Genomic DNA, 16,087 nt, shown 5'->3' with positions numbered 1-16,087 from the left:
GGTGTTTGCGCGCAGAAGTCCGCGGGCCCGCCCGCCCATCTGGCACCGTCGGGCCGCCGGTATCGCCGTCGGCTACCTGGCCGACCTGCTGCTGGGTGATCCGCGCCGCGGGCACCCGGTGGCCGGGTTCGGCACGGGCGCAGCACGGTTGGAAAAGCTCACTTATGCCGACGATCGCGGCGCGGGCGTGCTGCACACCGGGCTGCTGCTGGGCGGGCTGGCCGGGCTGGGCTGGGCCACGGGACGCGGCGATCGCGTCTGGGTGACGGCGGCGGCCACCTACGTCGCGCTCGGCGGCACGTCCCTCAACCGGGTGGGGCACCGGATGGCGACGCTGCTCACCGACGGCGACGTCGCCGGAGCCCGGCTACTGTTGCCGTCGCTGTGCGGGCGGGATCCAGCCGCGCTGGACCCCTCCGGGCTGACCCGGGCCACGGTGGAATCGCTGGCCGAGAACACCTCTGACGCCCAGGTGGCGCCGCTGTTCTGGGCGGCGATCGGTGGGGTACCCGGCGTGCTGGTCTACCGGGGTGCCAACACGCTGGATGCCATGATCGGGCACCGATCCCCGCGGTACAACCACTTCGGTTGGGCCGCAGCCAGATTAGATGATGTGCTGAACTACCTGCCGGCCCGGCTGACCGGCGTGTTGGCAGTGCTGTGTGCCCCGGTGGTGGGCGGTTCACCGCGCGCGGCGTTGCGCGCCTGGCGATCCGACGCCGCACGCCATCCCAGTCCGAATGCGGGAGTCGCCGAGGCGTCCTTCGCCGGAGCGCTGGGCGTGCGTCTGGGCGGTCCGACACAGTACGCGCATCAACTTGAGATCCGGCCGACGCTGGGCGACGGGCGCATCCCCGAAGTGCCCGATGTGGCCAGGGCGGTGCGGCTCTCGCGCGCGGTGCAGGCCACGGCAGCGGTGGTGGCGGTACTGCTGGCGGTCAGCGGCGCTTGCCGTAGCGGTCGGCGATCTTCTCCTCGGTGGTGAGCTCGCGGGGCGGCTCGTCCGACTTGGCTTGGGCGGCGGCGCGTTCCCGCCTGCGCTGCTGCAACTCGGCGTAGATGAAGTAACCCAGCCCGAGCGGGGCGACGATCCCGAACGCGATCCACTGGATGCCGTAGGACAGGAAGGGCCCGGCGTCCAGGTGCGGGAGGGGGATCTCCCCGAGACCGCCGGGTTGACCGGCCACCAACTGCAGATACGACCCGGTCAGCGAAACGCCGGTGAGCGAGGCGATCTGGCCGGGGTTGATCGAATACACCTGCTGCGCACCGTCGTCGCCGCGGAACGGCTGCTTGTCCGGGATCAGCGCCTCCGCGTCACGCAGACGCGCGGTGATGGTCACCGGGGTGGTCGGGGCGGCGGCGAACTCGGGCACCTTGTTTCCGTCGACGGGCCGGATGTAGCCGCGATCGACGAGCACCACCGGTCCGCCATCGACGGCGAACGGGGTGAGCACCTCGAACGCCGGTTCGCCGTCGACAACCCGCAGGCGGACCAGCACCTCCGACTTCGGTAGGTAATGACCCGTCGCGGTGACGCGTTGCCACTGGGAGTCGGGCGCGGCTGAGTCCTGTTGCGGCAGAACGCTGGTGACCGGAACGGGGTCGGCCTGCAGGGAATGGCTGATCTGGTTGTTCTCCCGCGAGGTCTTGGTGTTCTTGCCCAACTGCCACGGCGCAAGCACCGTGAAACACAGGTACGCGAATGCGGCGACCACGATGAACAACGCCACCCACTGGGGCCGCAGCAGAAAGGTCAATCGCCGCATCGGATCAGGATTCCTCGAGGATTTTCCGGTCGGCCAGCGCGGTGTCGACCCAGGCGTGCAGCCCCGGCAGGGACGCCTCGATCACGGTGAACACGTCCTCGAAATCGGACTTGCCGCCGTAGTAGGGGTCCTCGACATCAAGGGCGTGCGCGCCCGAGCGGGGGTCGAACGAGCGCAGCATCCGCAGCCGGTCGTCCGTCACACCCAGATCGGTCAGGATGCGCAGGTGATTGCGGCCCAGCGCGACCACCATGTCGGCGCCGAGGTGGTCCTCGCACACCTGGGCGGCGACATGGTCGCTGGGATAGCCGCGCTCACGCAACACCAGGCAGGCACGAGTGTCGGCGCCGTCACCGGCATGCCAGCCGCCGGTGCCGCCGCTGCTCACCCGGACCACGTCGGCCAATCCGCGCTCGCTGATCTGATGGGCGAACATCTTCTCGGCCATCGGCGAGCGGCAGATGTTGCCGGAGCAGACGAAGGTCACGTGCAGGACCGGCTCAGGGGTGATGTCAGACACCGAGCACCTCCCGCAGCGCGGCGACGGTGTCGACGTGGGCGTGGGCGGCCACCGCGCCGGGCCCGCTGAAATCCGTGGCGCCGTAGCCCCAGCCGACCACCACGGTGTTGATGCCGTGCTCGGCCGCGCCCTCGACATCGTGCATGCGGTCGCCGACCATCAGGACGCGCTGCGGCAGGGGTTCCAGTTGGGCCAGCGCGTAGGCCACCACGTCGGCCTTGGCAGCCCGGACGCCGTCGGGGCTGGCCCCGGCGATGACCTCGAAATAGCCGTCCAAACCGAAATGCTCCAGGATGCGTCGTGCAGTGGGCTCGGCCTTCGACGTCGCGACGGCCAGCCGTACCCCGGCGGCTCGCAGATCGGCCAGCACGGCCTCGACGCCGTCGAACAGGCTGTTCATCGCCCAGCCGCGGCTCGTGTAATCGGCGCGGTAGGCCGCGATCGCGGCGTCTGCGTCGAAGCTGGTCTCGCCCAGACTCAACGCCTGCAATGTCTCGTGCATGGGTGGGCCGACGATGCGTCCGGCCAGATCACCGTCCGGTACGGCGGCACCCACCTGGGCCAGCGCATGGCGGAAACTCGATACGATCCCGGCCGCCGAATCGGTCAGGGTGCCGTCGAGGTCGAACAGCACCAGCTGCGGTCGGGTGAGTTCCAGCGTGTCAGTCACGTGCCCATTCTCCCGTATGCCGCGCGCGGTCCTCCCGATGCCCAGTTGAGCGCCCCGACCACTAGTGTCGTGGGGTGCTCTGCCCACCCAACGGCGGGACCCGCGACCGGGCCCGTGCCGGCGCCCGCTACCACGGCGACCAGGCCGCAACGCCGGGCATGCTGGACTTCGCGGTCAACGTGCGCCCCGGCGGTCCGCCGGTCTGGTTGACCGACCGCCTGGCGTCCCGGCTGCCCGACCTCGGCAGCTACCCCAGCCGGGCCGATCAGCGCCGGGCGGTCGACGCGGTCGCCGCACGTCATGGCCGCAGCGCTGACGAGGTGGCCCTGCTGGCCGGGGGAGCCGAAGGGTTCGCCCTGCTGGCCGGATTGCGGCCCACCTCGGCCGCCCTGGTGGCCCCGTCGTTCACCGAACCCGAAGCGGTGCTGGCCGCGGCCGGTATACCGATTCACCACGTGGTGCTGCCGTCCCCCTTCACCCTGGCCGGTGCGGCAGTGCCCGACGACGCGGACCTCGTCGTCATCGGCAACCCGACCAACCCCACCGGCGTACTGCACCGCCGTGCGGACATCCTGGCGTTGCGCCGCCCGGGCCGGCTGCTCGTGGTGGACGAGGCGTTCGCCGACGGTATCCCCGGAGAGGCCGAGACCCTGGCCGGCCAATCGCTGCCCGACGTGCTGATACTGCGCAGCCTGACCAAGACATGGGCGCTGGCCGGGCTGCGGGTCGGTTACGCCCTCGGCGCGCCCGACGTGTTGAGCCGGCTCACCGCGCCGCGACCGCACTGGCCGCTGGGCACGCTGCAATTGGAGGCCATCGCCGCGGCCAGCAGTCCCGAAGCGGTGGCCGAGGCCCACGCCGGTGCCGGGCGACTCGCCGAACTGCGGACCTCGATGGCCGCCGAGCTTGAGCGCCTCGGACTGGACGTGGTGGCCGGTGACGCGCCATTTGTGCTGTTCACGGTGCCCGACGCGGAGCTGATGCGAAAACATCTGGAAAGCAAGGGCATTGCGGTACGCCGTTGCGATACTTTCGTGGGCCTGCCGGATAATTACCTGCGCGCCGCAGTGCGGCCGGAATGGCCCGCACTGATCGACGCCATGACGGAGGTACTGCAATGAGCGCGCGACCGGCGGCGGTGCCGGGGGCCGGCGTCAGACTGGCCGATGTGATCGCCGCACTGGACGCGGCGTATCCGCCGCACCTGGCCCACGATTGGGACTCGGTGGGGTTGGTATGCGGTGACCCGGGCGAACCGGTCGAATCGGTGACCATCGCCGTCGACGCGACCGAGGCCGTCATCGACGAGGTGCCCGAACGGGGCATGCTGCTGGCCCATCACCCGCTGCTGCTGCGGGGCGTCGACACCGTCGCGGCCGACACCGCCAAGGGCGCCCTGATCCACCGGCTGATCCGCACCTGGCGCGCCCTGTTCACCGCGCACACCAACGCCGATGCGGCCTCACCCGGGGTATCCGACGCGCTGGCCCAGGCGCTGGGCCTCACCGTCGACGGGGTGCTGTCGCCTGCGGCTTCGGGGCCCGATCTGGACAAATGGGTGGTGTTCGTCCCGACCGCGGATGCTGCCGCGGTGCGCGAGGCACTGTTCGACGCCGGGGCCGGACGGATCGGCGACTATTCGCACTGCAGCTGGAGCGTGGCCGGGACCGGACAGTTCCTGCCGCACGACGGCGCCGTCCCGGCTGTCGGCGAGGTGGGCACCGTCGAGCAGGTGGCAGAGGATCGCGTGGAGGTGATCGCGCCTTCGCGGCTGCGCGCCACCATCTTGTCCGCGCTGCGCGCCGCGCATCCCTACGAGGAGCCGGCCTTCGACATCTTCGCCCTGGCACCGATCCCCGGTGATGTGGGAATCGGCCGGATCGGCGCGCTGGACCGACCGATTCCTTTGTCCGAGTTTGCATCTCGTGTGAGGGCCGCGTTACCGGCCACCTCATGGGGGGTGCGGACCTCGGGGGATCCGGATGCCATGGTGTCGCGGGTCGCCGTCTGCGGGGGAGCCGGCGATTCATTGCTGGGCACCGTGACCCGCGCCGATGTGCAGGCGTACGTCACGTCAGATCTACGCCACCATCCGGCCGACGAGCACCGCCGGGTCTCACCGGTCGCGCTTGTCGACGCGGCGCACTGGGCCACCGAATTCCCATGGTGCGCCCAGGCTGCCGAGGTGTTGCGCAGGCAATTCGGTGACGCGCTCCCGGTGCGGGTGTCATCGGTGCGTACCGACCCGTGGAATGTCGAGTGCTGATCGCTACCAACAACATGAAAGTCAGGGCATGAAAGCCGAAGTAAGACAACAACGTTCGCTTCTCGCGCTGACCGAGGTCGATGCCGAACTCGGGCGCCTCGCGCACCGTGCCAAGAACCTGGCAGAGCAGAAGAAGATGGACGAGGCGCAGGCCGAGCATGCCGCCGCCAGCGACGGCGTGGGTGTCCTCGGTATCGCGCTGGAGGACCTGGACGCCCAGGTGACCAAGCTCGAGAGCGAGATCGACTCGGTACGTCAGCGTGAGGACCGGGACCGGGCGCTGATCGACGGCGGCACGGTGGGCGCCAAGCAGGTCGCCGAGATCCAGCACGAGCTGGAGACGCTGCAGCGCAGGCAGGCCAGCCTGGAGGACTCCCTGCTGGAGCTCATGGAACGCCGCGAGGAACTGTCGGGCCGACAAGCCGAGGCGTTGCAGCGCATCGACGATCTGCAGGCCGCGCTGTCAGCGGCCCAGCAGGCCCGCGACGCCGCGCTCGTGGAGATCGACCAGGCCCGGCATCAGGCGACAACCCGTCGTGAAGGGCTGGTGAGTGTCATCGCGCCCGAACTCGTCGACCTCTACGAAAAACAGCGAGCCCGTGGTGGCGCGGGCGCCGGATTGCTGCAAGGCCGGCGCTGCGGTGCGTGCCGGATCGAGATCGACCGCGGCGAGAGCGCGCGGATTGCCGCGGCCGCCGAGGATGACGTGTTGCGCTGCCCCGAGTGCGGGGCGATCCTGTTGCGGATCAAGCAGTGAAGGTTCTCGTCGAGGCCGACGGCGGGTCCCGGGGCAACCCGGGACCGGCGGGTTACGGCGCCGTCGTGTTCGATGCCGAGCACGCCGTCGAGCTGGCAGAGCGCAAGGAAGCGATCGGCCGGGCCACCAACAACGTCGCCGAATACCGCGGTCTGATCGCCGGTTTGGAGGCAGCCGCCGAGGCGGGCGCCACCGAGGTGGCGGTGTCGATGGACTCCAAGCTCGTCATCGAACAGATGTCAGGGCGGTGGCGGGTGAAACATCCTGATCTGATCGCACTGCAGCGCCGGGCCGCCGAATTGGCGGAAGGGTTCGAGCGGGTCAGCTACGCGTGGATTCCGCGGGCCCGCAACAGCCATGCCGACCGGCTGGCCAACGAGGCCATGGACGCCGCTGCGGGCATCGTCAGTGCGACGCCTGTGGCTGAGCCCGCGGAGGAGCCCATCGCGGCCGAGAAGCCCACACTGTCCGCACCCGGGTGGACCGGCGCCACCGGAGAGCTCACCCGCTTGCTGCTGCTGCGCCACGGGCAGACCGAATTGTCCGTCGCCCGACGCTATTCGGGCCGCGGCAACCCCGCGCTGACCGAGGAGGGACGCAGGCAGGCCGACGCCGCCGCGCGGTACCTGGGGACACGCGGGGGCGTCGCTGCGGTGGTCACCTCGCCTCTGGAGCGGGCGTACGAGACGGCGACGGCGGCGGCCAAGGCGCTCGGCATCGACGTCCGCGTCGACGATGATCTGATCGAGACGGACTTCGGTGAATGGGAAGGGTTGACGTTCGCCGAAGCCGCGCAACGTGATCCGGAACTGCACCGGCGCTGGCTGCGCGACACCAGTGTCGAACCACCAGGTGGCGAGAGCTTCGACGCGGTGGCCCACCGGGTCCGTCGGGCGCGCAACCGGATCATCGCCGACCACGGTGCGGCAACGGTTCTCGTGGTCTCACACGTGACCCCGATCAAGACCATCCTGCGACTGGCGCTCGATGCCGGCGAGGGCATCCTGTACCGGCTGCATCTGGACCTGGCATCGCTGTCGATCGCCGAGTTCTACGGCGACGGAGGATCTTCGGTGCGGTTGGTGAACCAAACGGCCTACCTGTAGGTCACGCGTGCAGGTGTAACTGTTCGCCGTGCGGGCCGAGGATGGTGATCGCCTCGACCGGTTTGTCGACGACCCCGAACCAATGCGGTGTCCAGGTCGAGAACTCCACGGCCTCACCGGGATTGACGACAAAGTCCTGGTCGCCGAGGATCAGGCGCAGTTGTCCGGACAGTACGTACATCCAGTCGCGTCCCTCGTGCACGGGGAATTCGGAGGGAGGCTTCCGGCGCTTGGCGCTGATCCGGATCTTGAAGGCGTGCAAGCCCGCCGCCGGGCCCTGCCGAGTCAGCGGCCAATACGTGATGTCGTGGTGGGTATGTGAGCTGCCGGTCACCCGGGGGTCTTCGGCCTGCGGCGCACGCAGCAACTCGTCGGTGGTCACCGACAGCGCGCTGGCCAACCGGGGCAGGTGATCGAGGGCGAGCCGGCGCTTGCCCGATTCGAGTCGGCTCAGTGTCGAGACATCGATCTGTGCGCGGCGCGCCACGTCTTCGAGCGTGAGTCCGCGTTCGGCGCGCAACTCCCGCAGCCGGCTTCGCACCAGGGCGTCGATGTCCACGGACTCGGCAGCTTTTGCCTCCATGGCAAAACAGCTTGGCACTTTGCCATGTGATTGGGCAAGCTCGGAGACATGGAAAAAGTTTGGGATTGCGTCATCGTCGGCGGCGGGGCAGCCGGACTGAGCGCGGCGCTGGTACTGGGCCGGGCCCGTCGGCAGGTGCTGCTGGTCGACGCGGGGAATCAGAGCAACCTGGCCGCACATGGGATCGGTGGCCTGCTGGGCAGCGACGGCCGTGCGCCCGCTGACCTCTATGCGGCCGGCCGCGCCGAGTTGGCTGCCTATCCGACGGTGGAGGTGCGCACCGGCGAGGTGGTCCGGGGTGAGCCGGGATTCGTCCTCGAGCTGGCCGACGGCACCCGCGAGCGCGCCAGGACAGTGCTGCTGGCCACCGGCATGGAGTATCGGGCGCCGAAAATCGCCGGTATTGAAGAGCTTTGGGGCAGTTCGGTTTTCCATTGCCCGTTCTGTCATGGCTGGGAGATGCGCGATGCGCCCGTCGCCGTGATCGCGCAGGGTGACCGCGCCGTGCACTCGGCCTTGATGATGCGTGGGTGGACCGAGGACCTGGTGGTCCTCACCAACGGGGACAGCGGTCTGGACGAGGCACAAGTCAAGCAGCTGGACGTCGCAGGAATCGGTGTGGACGAACGCTCGATCGCCCAATTCGTCTCGCGCGACGGTGAACTGGTGGCGGTGGAGTTCGCCGACGGCACCCGGCTGGCCAGGCGGGGCGCGCTCGTCGCCAGCACGCTGCACCAACGCTCACCGCTGGCAGCGCAACTCGGCGCCGTCTCGGCGCCGGGACCGATCGCTGCCGATGCCCTCGTCGTCGACGCATTCGCCCGCACCTCGGTGCCGGGCCTGTTCGCCGCAGGCGATCTGAGTGCGCAGATGCCGCAGGTGGCGACGGCCGTCGCGTCGGGCAGCCAGTCCGGCGCCGCCGTCGTTCAGTACCTGCTCGGCGAGGACGTGGGTCTGCCGGTGCCGCCGTGGCCCGCCCAGACCGCCGTCACCGCCCAGTACTGGGAACGCCATTACGGGCAGCGGGGGCGTATCTGGAGTGGACGGGTCAACGCCCAGCTGGCCAAGATCGCCGCGGACCTGCCCGTCGGATCCGCGCTGGATCTCGGCTGCGGTGAGGGCGGCGACGCCGTCTGGCTGGCCGAACAGGGATGGCAGGTGACAGCGGTGGACGTTTCGGACACCGCGCTCGCCCGGGCTGCTGCCGAAGCGCAACAGCGCGGTGTGGCGGACCACATCGCGTTCGAACGCCACGACCTGTCCGAGAGCCTCCCGGACGGCCGCTTCGACCTGGTCTCGGCCCAGTTCCTGCAGTCACCGATCGCCATGGATCGTGCCGGCTTGCTGCGTCGCGCCGCCGGCGCGGTGGCCGAGGGAGGCCTGCTGGTCATCGTCGACCACGGGGCCGCGCCGCCGTGGGCCCCCGAGCACGTCCGGAAGTTCGAATTTCCGACCGCCGACGACGTCGTCGACTCGCTGAACCTCGATGACGCGCAATGGGAACGGGTACGGGTGGGGACCGACGAGCGGGAAGCGACGGGACCCGACGGGCAGCCCGGCACCCTGATCGACAACGTGATGGTGCTGCGCCGCCTGGGCTGAATCAGCTTGTCGTACCCCTGTGGCATAGTCGAAAGCATGTTCGATATGGCGGTATTGGCGCAGGTCGATCCGCATGCTGACGAGGCCGAGTTGCATCGGCGCATCGAGGAACTCGAGCGGGCCAAGTCGGCCGCGGCTGCCGGTCAGGCCCGGTGTGCGGCGTTGTTGGACGAGAAGCGACGGGCCGACGAGGCGGCGGCACGGATGCCCAAGGCCAAACGAGGTCGTGGGTTGGCCTCGGAGATCGCGCTAGCCCGTCACGATTCACCGACGTGCGGCAGTCGGCATCTCGGCTTCGCCAAGGCGTTGGTGTACGAGATGCCGCACACGTTGGTCGCGCTGGAGTCCGGTGTCTTGTCGGAATGGCGCGCGACGTTGATCGTGCGAGAGTCGGCGTGCCTGACGGTCGAGGATCGCCGGGCGCTGGATGCCGAGATGTGCGGCGATGTCACGAAGCTTGACGGTCTGGGGGACAAGCGGATTGAGGCGGAGGCCAAGAAGATTGCCTACCGGCTGGACCCGCAGGCCATCGTCGATCGGGCGGCCAAGGCGCCAGAGGATCGAAATGTATGGATCCGGCCGGCGCCCGACTGCATGGCGCGGCTGACGGTGTTGTTGCCGATGCAGAAGGGCGTCGGGGTCTATGCGGCGCTAAGGCGGACCGCTGATACGACGTTCGACGGCCGGACCCGCGGCCAGGTGATGGCCGACACGGTGGCGGAGCGGGTGACCGGCCGCCCCGCGGACGTACCCGAACCCGTGGCGGTCAACTTGCTGCTTTCCGACCAGACGCTGTTGGCGGACGACGAGAGTCCGGCCATTGTCGAAGGCTACGGACCGGTGCCGGCGGCGGTGGCCCGCACCCTGGTGAGCGATGCCATGGCCGACGAGCGTTCGAGGGCGACACTGCGGCGCCTCTACCGGCATCCCGTATCCGGGGCCCTGGCGGCGATGGAGTCGCGATCGTGGCTGTTCCCCAAGGCGCTGGCCAAGTTCATCGGATTGCGGGACCAGACCTGCAGAACCCCGTACTGCGATGCGCCGATCCGGCACCACGACCACGCGCAACCGCACGCCGGCGGCGGTCCGACCAGTGCGCTGAACGGCCTCGGGGAGTGCGAACGCTGCAATTACGCCAAAGAGTCACCCGGGTGGGTGGTGACGACGAGTGATGAGAACGGTGTCCACGCAGCCGAATTCGTCACCCCGACCGGGGCGGTCTACCGCTCGACCGCCCCGCCGCCACCCGGGAGCGCTGACATTTACGAGAGTGTGACCGAGCTACGGGTTGCGATCGAGTTCGCGCGATGCGCGCCCGCGGCTTAGTCGCGGCTCAGTCCGTGCGCTGGGTCAACCGGATGCTGTTGCCCGACGGGTCGCGGAAACCCGAGTCGATGCCGTAGGGCATTTGGTTGGGCGGCTCGGTGAACTCGACACCGCGCGCGGTCAGCTCCTCGTAGCACTTCTGGCAGTCATCCGTGGTCAGAAACACCGTGCCCGCGAAGCCTTTAGCGGTCAGATCGTGGACCTGCTTGCGCGTCTGCTCGTCCATCACCGGCTCGCCGGGCACGGCCATCAGCACGATGCCGACATCGTCCTGTCCGGGCGGGCCGACCGTGACCCACCGGAAGGCGCCCATCTCCTCGGGGAATGAAACATCTTCGCGCACTTCCATTCCCACCTTCTCGGTCCAGAATTTCAGCGCGACATCCTGATCGTGAACCCACAGGTGCGTGTATGCGATTTTCATCATGGTCCGACGCTACGTTCGCTCCGGCCCGGCCGTCTTCTCCGTTTGTGCTGTCTTGGCTCGGCCGGGATGGGGACGCCGGGTGTCCCGCGCCAAGATGCAGCTGGGCACCGGGGCGCGGAGCATGGCCGGCGGCAGACCCGCACGGTAGGCCGCCGGCGGCTTGCCGTAGGCGCGAGCGAAACTCGTGGTGAAGGAGCCGACGCTCTGCAGGCCGACCATCACACAGATGTCGGCGACCGAACGGTCCGTGTTGCGCAGCAGCGCCGCAGCACGCTCCAGGCGCCGGCTCTGGAGATAGGCCCGTGGGGACTCACCGAAGGTGCGGGTGAACATCCGGCTGAAATGCGCGCGGGACAACCCGGCTGCCACCGCGAGGTCGTCGACGGTGATCGGGTCCGCGTAGCGGGCGTCCGCGAGGTCCTTCGCGCGGAGCAAATATCGTGCCGGTGGCACCTGACTCATGCGATTGAGGGTACGGTGATCAGCGCGAACGAGTTGGCCGGGCGGCCGCGGCACCGGTGAAACCGGGGTCGAGGAAAGTCCGGACTTCACAGAGCAGGGTGATTGCTAACGGCAATCCGAGGTGACTCGCGGGAAAGTGCCACAGAAAACAGACCGCCACCTGAGTCCTTGGGACGCAGGGGTAAGGGTGAAACGGTGCGGTAAGAGCGCACCAGCACCCCGGGTGACCGGGGTGGCTAGGCAAACCCCACCCGAAGCAAGGCCAAGAAGGCCGCAACCTGGTTGCGGCCGCGCAGGCGTCCGAGGGTTGCTCGCCCGAGCCTGCGGGTAGGCCGCTTGAGGCACCCGGCGACGGTGTGTCCAGATGGATGGTCGCCGCCTTGCCCCTCCGGGGTGAGGGACAGAATCCGGCTTACAGGCCAACTCGTTCGCCCCAGCCCCGCTCACCGTTGGTGGCCTCTAGTGGGCTTTGCGAACCGCCTTGTCCAGCTTCTTGAGCGCATCCTGCAACGACGCTCGGCTGCGCTGGGCCAGGTCGTCCTCCTGTTGGAACAGCAGCCCGTAGGTGAAGGTGTCCTCACCGGCGGCATGCGCGGCATCGGCCTGGTTGCTCAGGTGAGCCTTGCTCACCACACTGTCCTGGTGATCGCCGAGCAAGCTCTGAATCGTCTTTGCCCGCTCGGACACCTTGTCGGCTCCGGTGGCCGCAGCGGTATACCGAAGGCGCTTGGCGCCCTTGCGGATTCGATGCAGCGCCTCGTCCTTCTCCTCGGCGCTGACCTCATCGGCCGCGACGGCCGCGGCGTTCTTGGCGGCCTTGCGAACCCGCTTGTATGCGGCGTCGATGTTCACCGAAGACGTTGAAGCGTCCGCGGATTCGGGCTGTTCGGCGTTGACCAACTCCTCGAGCGCGTCGAGCAGCCGAAAATAGCGCTGCGAGCGCATCGCCAACAAGGCGCGTCGCCAACCCGCCGTGTAGCGACGGTTGGCGCCCTCGACCAACCGCTGGCGCACCGGTCCGCGGACCAGCTCGGCAGGCATCTCGTCGAGTGCGCGCTGATAACGCTCGGCCAGTACCTCGGCGTCTCGTGCCACACCCAGTACGGCGGCCAGCGCACGCAGCTCGTCGAGCACCCAGCCGTCGTCGTCGAGCCCGAGGGATTCCTTCGACTCCTGCAGCAGGCTGCGGAGCTTGCGGGTGGTCACCCGCATCTGATGCACCGAGTCATAGGCGTCCGCGCGTACCGCCCGGTCCCACACCAGCAGCGCATCGACCTGCTCGGCGATCGCGCGGTGCACCGGATCGGCCAGGGGAGCAGGAGCCGGGGCTTGATCCGTGCCGAGCACCTTGGCCAGCTTCGAGCCGTGCCCGGCCGGTGAAGCCCCGGCGTCGGCCAGCCGGTTCGACAGCCGGTCCATCAGGTCGTCGGGCACATCGGCGGTGAGCAGTTCCAGCTCCCACTCCCGCCAACTCTGTTGCTCCGCGCCCTGTCCGGTGGCCGCAGCGGTCACCCGGTCGTCGCAGAACTCGGCGAGGGCGACGCCGTCGGCTCCGTGCAGCACCGCCACGTCGCGCTGTGTGCTGATCCGGGCGACCGGGGACAGCGGACGGTCCCGCACGATGGCGAGCACGACGTCGCGAAGATCCTCGGGCACGGTGTCGGTAGCTGTGCCCAGTGGCATGCGGACCTCGGTGCGCGTGTCGACACCGGCAGGCAGCTTCAGATGCCAGCCCGCATCGGGGCCGCCGGTCCGGCGCCGCAACGTGATGCGGTGCGCCGCGAGGTCACGATCAGGGGTGTCGAAATACACGGCGTCCAGGTGTTGGGTCTCCGTGCGTTCCACCTCGGCAACGGCCGACAGTCCCTCGAACGACGGTGAGACGGTGTCCTCGGTGACCGCGAACTTCCGCTCGATTTCGGTGTACCTCGCGGTTTTGGGCTTGCCGGGGGCCATAGTCACCTTCGCTGTGCACCAGAGATCGGATGGCACCAGCGTGCCACATCCGGGAGGACGTCACGACCCGTGCCGCGGTCACAGCAGCGTCAAGACTCGGCGCGCTGCTCATCGCCGCGCGAGCCGTCTCCTAGTGTTGCTGACATGGGCGCTGAGACAAATGCGGTGAACTCCGCTACGGGACGCGGACGCCCACGGCTGGAGCGGCCACGCCGCCCGGGCACGACCGCCCGTGAACAGATCCTCGATGCCGCCGCCGAGCTGTTCACCACCCACGGTTACGCCAGCACCTCGACGCGGCGCATCGCGGACGAGGTCGGGGTGCGGCAGGCCTCGCTGTATCACCATTTCGCCACCAAGGACGACATTCTCGACGCGTTGCTGGCCGGCACCGTCGACGATGCCCTGCGACTGGGCGCCGAGTTGCTCGACAGCCCGGGTCCGGCCGCGCAGCACCTGCACACCCTCGCGGTCGCCGATGCCCACCAGCTGTGCACGGGCCGGTGGAATCTGGGGGCCCTGTACCTGCTACCCGAGTTGCGCACCGACCGGTTCGAACCGTTCCGGCGCCGTCGCGCCGAGCTGCGCGAGGTCTACCGGCGGCTCTCGGAGGCGGTGATCGCCGAATGCGCCGGCCCGACGGACGCCGCGGACCTCCCGTTCCGGTTGGTCGAATCGGTGGTCAACAGCCGCTCCGACGACATCGAACACACGCCGGCACAACCGTGGGTGATCGCAGAGGGTGCGCTGAGGATCCTCGGATTCGACGGCGACTTCGGACCGCTGGTGAGTGCGACCGCTGCCTCGCTGGGCGTGCGGCCGCCACAAACCCCGGCCCGCTAGAGTTCGGGCCGTGACCGAGCCCACCTATGAAGCCCTCACGTTCGAGCAGTCCGGCGCCGTCGCGCAGATCACGCTGAACCGACCGGACGCCGCGAACGGCATGAACGACACCATGACTCACGAACTCGCCGACGCCGCCAGGCGCTGCGACACGCCAGGCATCAAGGCTGTGGTGCTGACCGGTGCGGGCCGGTTTTTCTGCGCAGGCGGCGATCTGAAGTCCTTCGCCACCGCGCCCGACCGCGGCCGCTTCATCAAAGGCGTCGCCGATGACCTGCACCAGGCCATCTCATCGTTCGCCCGAATGGACGCCGTGGTGATCACCGCGGTCAACGGCACCGCGGCCGGTGCCGGATTCAGCCTGGCGGTCACCGGCGACCTGGTGCTGGCCGCCGAATCGGCCAGCTTCACCATGGCCTACACCAAGGTCGGCCTGAGCCCGGACGGCAGCGCGTCCTACCACCTGCCGCGGCTGGTCGGGCTGCGCCGCGCACAAGAACTCATCCTGACCAACCGCACGCTCTCGGCGGCCGAGGCGCAAGATTGGGGACTGGTCACCGAGGTCGTCGCCGGCGATGAATTGCAGGCACGGGCCACCAAACTGGCCGAGCAGGTGGCCGCCGGTTCCGGCGGATCCAACGGCGCGGTCAAATCGCTGCTGGTGTCGTCGTTCAAGAACAGCCTGGAAGAGCAGATGGCGGCCGAAGCCCGCTTCATCGCACAGCGGGCCAACTCCGCCGACGGCCGCGAGGGTGTCGACGCGTTCCTGGCCAAGCGCCGAGCTGAATTCGCCTAGCGCCGGCCAGTAGCGCCGATCAGTAGCTGTGCTCCTCGGCCGGGAACACCCCGGCCGCCACGTCGTTGGCGTACTGCGCTGCCGCGCGGTGCAGTTCGCCGCCCACGTCACCGAAACGCTTGACGAACTTGGCCGTCTTGCCGCTGGTGAGCCCGGCCATGTCCTGCCAGACCAGCACCTGCGCGTCGCAGTTGGGCCCGGCACCGATGCCGACCGTCGGGATGGTCAGCTTGCCGGTGATCTGGGTGGCCAACTCGGCGGGCACCATCTCCAGCACCACCGCGATCGCTCCGGCCTCTTGCACGGCGATCGCATCGTGGATGGTCTGCTCGGCGGCGTCACCGCGGCCCTGCACACGGAAACCACCCAGCCCGTTGACACTCTGCGGGGTGAATCCGATGTGCGCGACCACCGGGATGCCGGCGGCCGACAGCGTCGCGATCTGCTCCGCCACCCGCTCACCGCCTTCGAGCTTGACCGCCTGGGCACCCGTCTCCTTCATGAAGCGGGTGGCGGTGGCGAGTGCCTGGGCCGGGCTGGATTCGTAGCTGCCGAACGGCAGATCGGCGACGACGAGCGCGTGCTGCGCACCCTTGACCACCGCGCGAGCCAACGGAATCAGCTCATCGATGGTGATCGGCACGGTCGTGTCATACCCGTAGACCACGTTTGCCGCCGAATCGCCGACGAGCAGCACCGGAATACCGGCGTCGTCGAAAACCCGCGCACTGGAGTAGTCATAACAGGTGAGCATCGCCCACTTGTGACCTTCGGACTTCCATTTCTGCAGCGTGAGCGTCCGGACCTTGGTGCGCGGCTTGGACGCCACGGAATCACCGGCCGAATCGGAAGCACCATAAACAGACTGTTCAGACATCATCGTCCTTTGTGATGGTCGGTTCGATCCTCGAGGCCGCCTCGCGGTCCCCGGGTTCGGCTGACACTGGCCAGTGTGCCACTGCGGGCGACGCGGGCAAAAGCAAGGTTTGAGTGGATTTCCTCAC

General features: G+C 68.9%; 17 protein-coding genes and 1 other RNA gene. 10 read left to right on the top strand and 8 right to left on the bottom strand.

Annotated features, from left to right (window positions below; translation table 11 throughout):
* The first annotated feature begins 1 nt into the window (after nucleotide 1).
* Nucleotides 2-985: a cobalamin biosynthesis protein gene (locus QQ25_RS19790; protein ID WP_234711941.1), complete on the top strand. Its 984-nt coding sequence runs from the start codon at nucleotides 2-4 to the stop codon at nucleotides 983-985.
* Here QQ25_RS19790 and QQ25_RS19785 read toward each other — a convergent pair.
* The 3 genes from QQ25_RS19785 to QQ25_RS19775 are packed head-to-tail and all read right to left on the bottom strand — an operon-like array spanning nucleotide 939 to nucleotide 2,959.
* Complete coding sequence (locus QQ25_RS19785; protein ID WP_039380560.1) at nucleotides 939-1,769, bottom strand: SURF1 family cytochrome oxidase biogenesis protein; 831 nt, start codon at nucleotides 1,767-1,769, stop codon at nucleotides 939-941. The two genes, QQ25_RS19790 and QQ25_RS19785, sit on opposite strands and share 47 nt — an antisense overlap.
* 4 nt (nucleotides 1,770-1,773) lie before the next feature.
* Nucleotides 1,774-2,289 carry a low molecular weight protein-tyrosine-phosphatase gene (locus QQ25_RS19780; RefSeq protein WP_082017611.1) on the bottom strand — a complete coding sequence of 172 codons (516 nt, stop codon included), beginning with the start codon at nucleotides 2,287-2,289 and terminating at the stop codon, nucleotides 1,774-1,776.
* The gene (locus QQ25_RS19775; RefSeq protein WP_039380558.1) at nucleotides 2,282-2,959 is read right to left on the bottom strand and encodes an HAD-IA family hydrolase; all 678 of its coding nucleotides are present in this window, start codon (nucleotides 2,957-2,959) and stop codon (nucleotides 2,282-2,284) included. The genes QQ25_RS19780 and QQ25_RS19775 overlap by 8 nt, the downstream gene beginning before the upstream one ends.
* Nucleotides 2,960-3,117: 158 nt before the next feature.
* Between QQ25_RS19775 and cobC the strand changes: the two genes are divergently transcribed.
* Genes cobC through QQ25_RS19755 form a run of 4 tightly spaced genes read left to right on the top strand, consistent with a single transcriptional unit; the run spans nucleotide 3,118 to nucleotide 7,088 of the window.
* On the top strand, nucleotides 3,118-4,080 hold the full coding sequence (gene cobC / locus QQ25_RS19770) for an Rv2231c family histidinol phosphate aminotransferase CobC (RefSeq protein ID WP_052235983.1): 963 nt from the start codon (nucleotides 3,118-3,120) through the stop codon (nucleotides 4,078-4,080).
* Nucleotides 4,077-5,225, top strand: a complete 1,149-nt coding sequence (locus tag QQ25_RS19765; RefSeq protein ID WP_039380554.1) for a Nif3-like dinuclear metal center hexameric protein — start codon at nucleotides 4,077-4,079, stop codon at nucleotides 5,223-5,225. Before cobC ends, QQ25_RS19765 begins: the two co-directional genes overlap by 4 nt.
* A gap of 28 nt (nucleotides 5,226-5,253) precedes the next feature.
* Nucleotides 5,254-5,982 carry a zinc ribbon domain-containing protein gene (locus QQ25_RS19760; protein ID WP_039321764.1) on the top strand — a complete coding sequence of 243 codons (729 nt, stop codon included), beginning with the start codon at nucleotides 5,254-5,256 and terminating at the stop codon, nucleotides 5,980-5,982.
* Complete coding sequence (locus tag QQ25_RS19755) at nucleotides 5,979-7,088, top strand: bifunctional RNase H/acid phosphatase (protein ID WP_039380552.1); 1,110 nt, start codon at nucleotides 5,979-5,981, stop codon at nucleotides 7,086-7,088. Before QQ25_RS19760 ends, QQ25_RS19755 begins: the two co-directional genes overlap by 4 nt.
* Before the next feature lies 1 nt (nucleotide 7,089).
* Here QQ25_RS19755 and QQ25_RS19750 read toward each other — a convergent pair whose 3' ends face one another.
* Nucleotides 7,090-7,671, bottom strand: coding sequence for a type II toxin-antitoxin system RelB family anti-toxin (locus tag QQ25_RS19750; RefSeq protein ID WP_039321760.1), 582 nt, complete (start codon nucleotides 7,669-7,671; stop codon nucleotides 7,090-7,092).
* A gap of 48 nt (nucleotides 7,672-7,719) precedes the next feature.
* On the opposite strand from QQ25_RS19750, the gene QQ25_RS31580 reads away from it, so the two are divergent.
* Entirely contained in the window at nucleotides 7,720-9,273 is a 1,554-nt protein-coding gene (locus QQ25_RS31580; RefSeq protein WP_039380550.1) for an SAM-dependent methyltransferase, read from the top strand.
* 36 nt (nucleotides 9,274-9,309) lie between these two features.
* Entirely contained in the window at nucleotides 9,310-10,599 is a 1,290-nt protein-coding gene (locus QQ25_RS19740; RefSeq protein ID WP_039380548.1) for a DUF222 domain-containing protein, read from the top strand.
* A gap of 7 nt (nucleotides 10,600-10,606) precedes the next feature.
* Here the strand turns inward: QQ25_RS19740 and QQ25_RS19735 are convergent, their stop codons facing one another.
* Both QQ25_RS19735 and QQ25_RS19730 read right to left on the bottom strand, forming a co-directional pair.
* Nucleotides 10,607-11,026: a VOC family protein gene (locus tag QQ25_RS19735; protein ID WP_039380547.1), complete on the bottom strand. Its 420-nt coding sequence runs from the start codon at nucleotides 11,024-11,026 to the stop codon at nucleotides 10,607-10,609.
* Nucleotides 11,027-11,035: 9 nt separating this feature from the next.
* Nucleotides 11,036-11,488, bottom strand: a complete 453-nt coding sequence (locus tag QQ25_RS19730) for a helix-turn-helix transcriptional regulator (RefSeq protein ID WP_039380545.1) — start codon at nucleotides 11,486-11,488, stop codon at nucleotides 11,036-11,038.
* Between the two features lie 29 nt (nucleotides 11,489-11,517).
* Here QQ25_RS19730 and rnpB point away from each other — a divergent pair.
* Nucleotides 11,518-11,919: RNase P RNA component class A (gene rnpB, locus QQ25_RS29805), an RNA gene on the top strand.
* 28 nt (nucleotides 11,920-11,947) lie between these two features.
* Here rnpB and QQ25_RS19725 read toward each other — a convergent pair.
* Nucleotides 11,948-13,444, bottom strand: coding sequence for a CYTH and CHAD domain-containing protein (locus QQ25_RS19725; RefSeq protein ID WP_039380544.1), 1,497 nt, complete (start codon nucleotides 13,442-13,444; stop codon nucleotides 11,948-11,950).
* A gap of 144 nt (nucleotides 13,445-13,588) precedes the next feature.
* Here QQ25_RS19725 and QQ25_RS19720 point away from each other — a divergent pair, with 144 nt between their 5' ends.
* Nucleotides 13,589-14,287 carry a TetR/AcrR family transcriptional regulator gene (locus QQ25_RS19720; RefSeq protein ID WP_276015005.1) on the top strand — a complete coding sequence of 233 codons (699 nt, stop codon included), beginning with the start codon at nucleotides 13,589-13,591 and terminating at the stop codon, nucleotides 14,285-14,287.
* Between the two features lie 10 nt (nucleotides 14,288-14,297).
* Nucleotides 14,298-15,083, top strand: coding sequence for an enoyl-CoA hydratase/isomerase family protein (locus tag QQ25_RS19715; protein WP_039380542.1), 786 nt, complete (start codon nucleotides 14,298-14,300; stop codon nucleotides 15,081-15,083).
* Between the two features lie 19 nt (nucleotides 15,084-15,102).
* Here QQ25_RS19715 and panB read toward each other — a convergent pair whose 3' ends face one another.
* Nucleotides 15,103-15,960: a 3-methyl-2-oxobutanoate hydroxymethyltransferase gene (panB, locus tag QQ25_RS19710; RefSeq protein WP_039323014.1), complete on the bottom strand. Its 858-nt coding sequence runs from the start codon at nucleotides 15,958-15,960 to the stop codon at nucleotides 15,103-15,105.
* Between the last annotated feature and the right edge of the window lie 127 nt (nucleotides 15,961-16,087).

The organism is Mycolicibacterium setense (assembly GCF_000805385.1).
GTDB classification, from domain to species: domain Bacteria; phylum Actinomycetota; class Actinomycetes; order Mycobacteriales; family Mycobacteriaceae; genus Mycobacterium; species Mycobacterium setense.
This window is presented reverse-complemented; position numbering and strand designations above follow the sequence as displayed.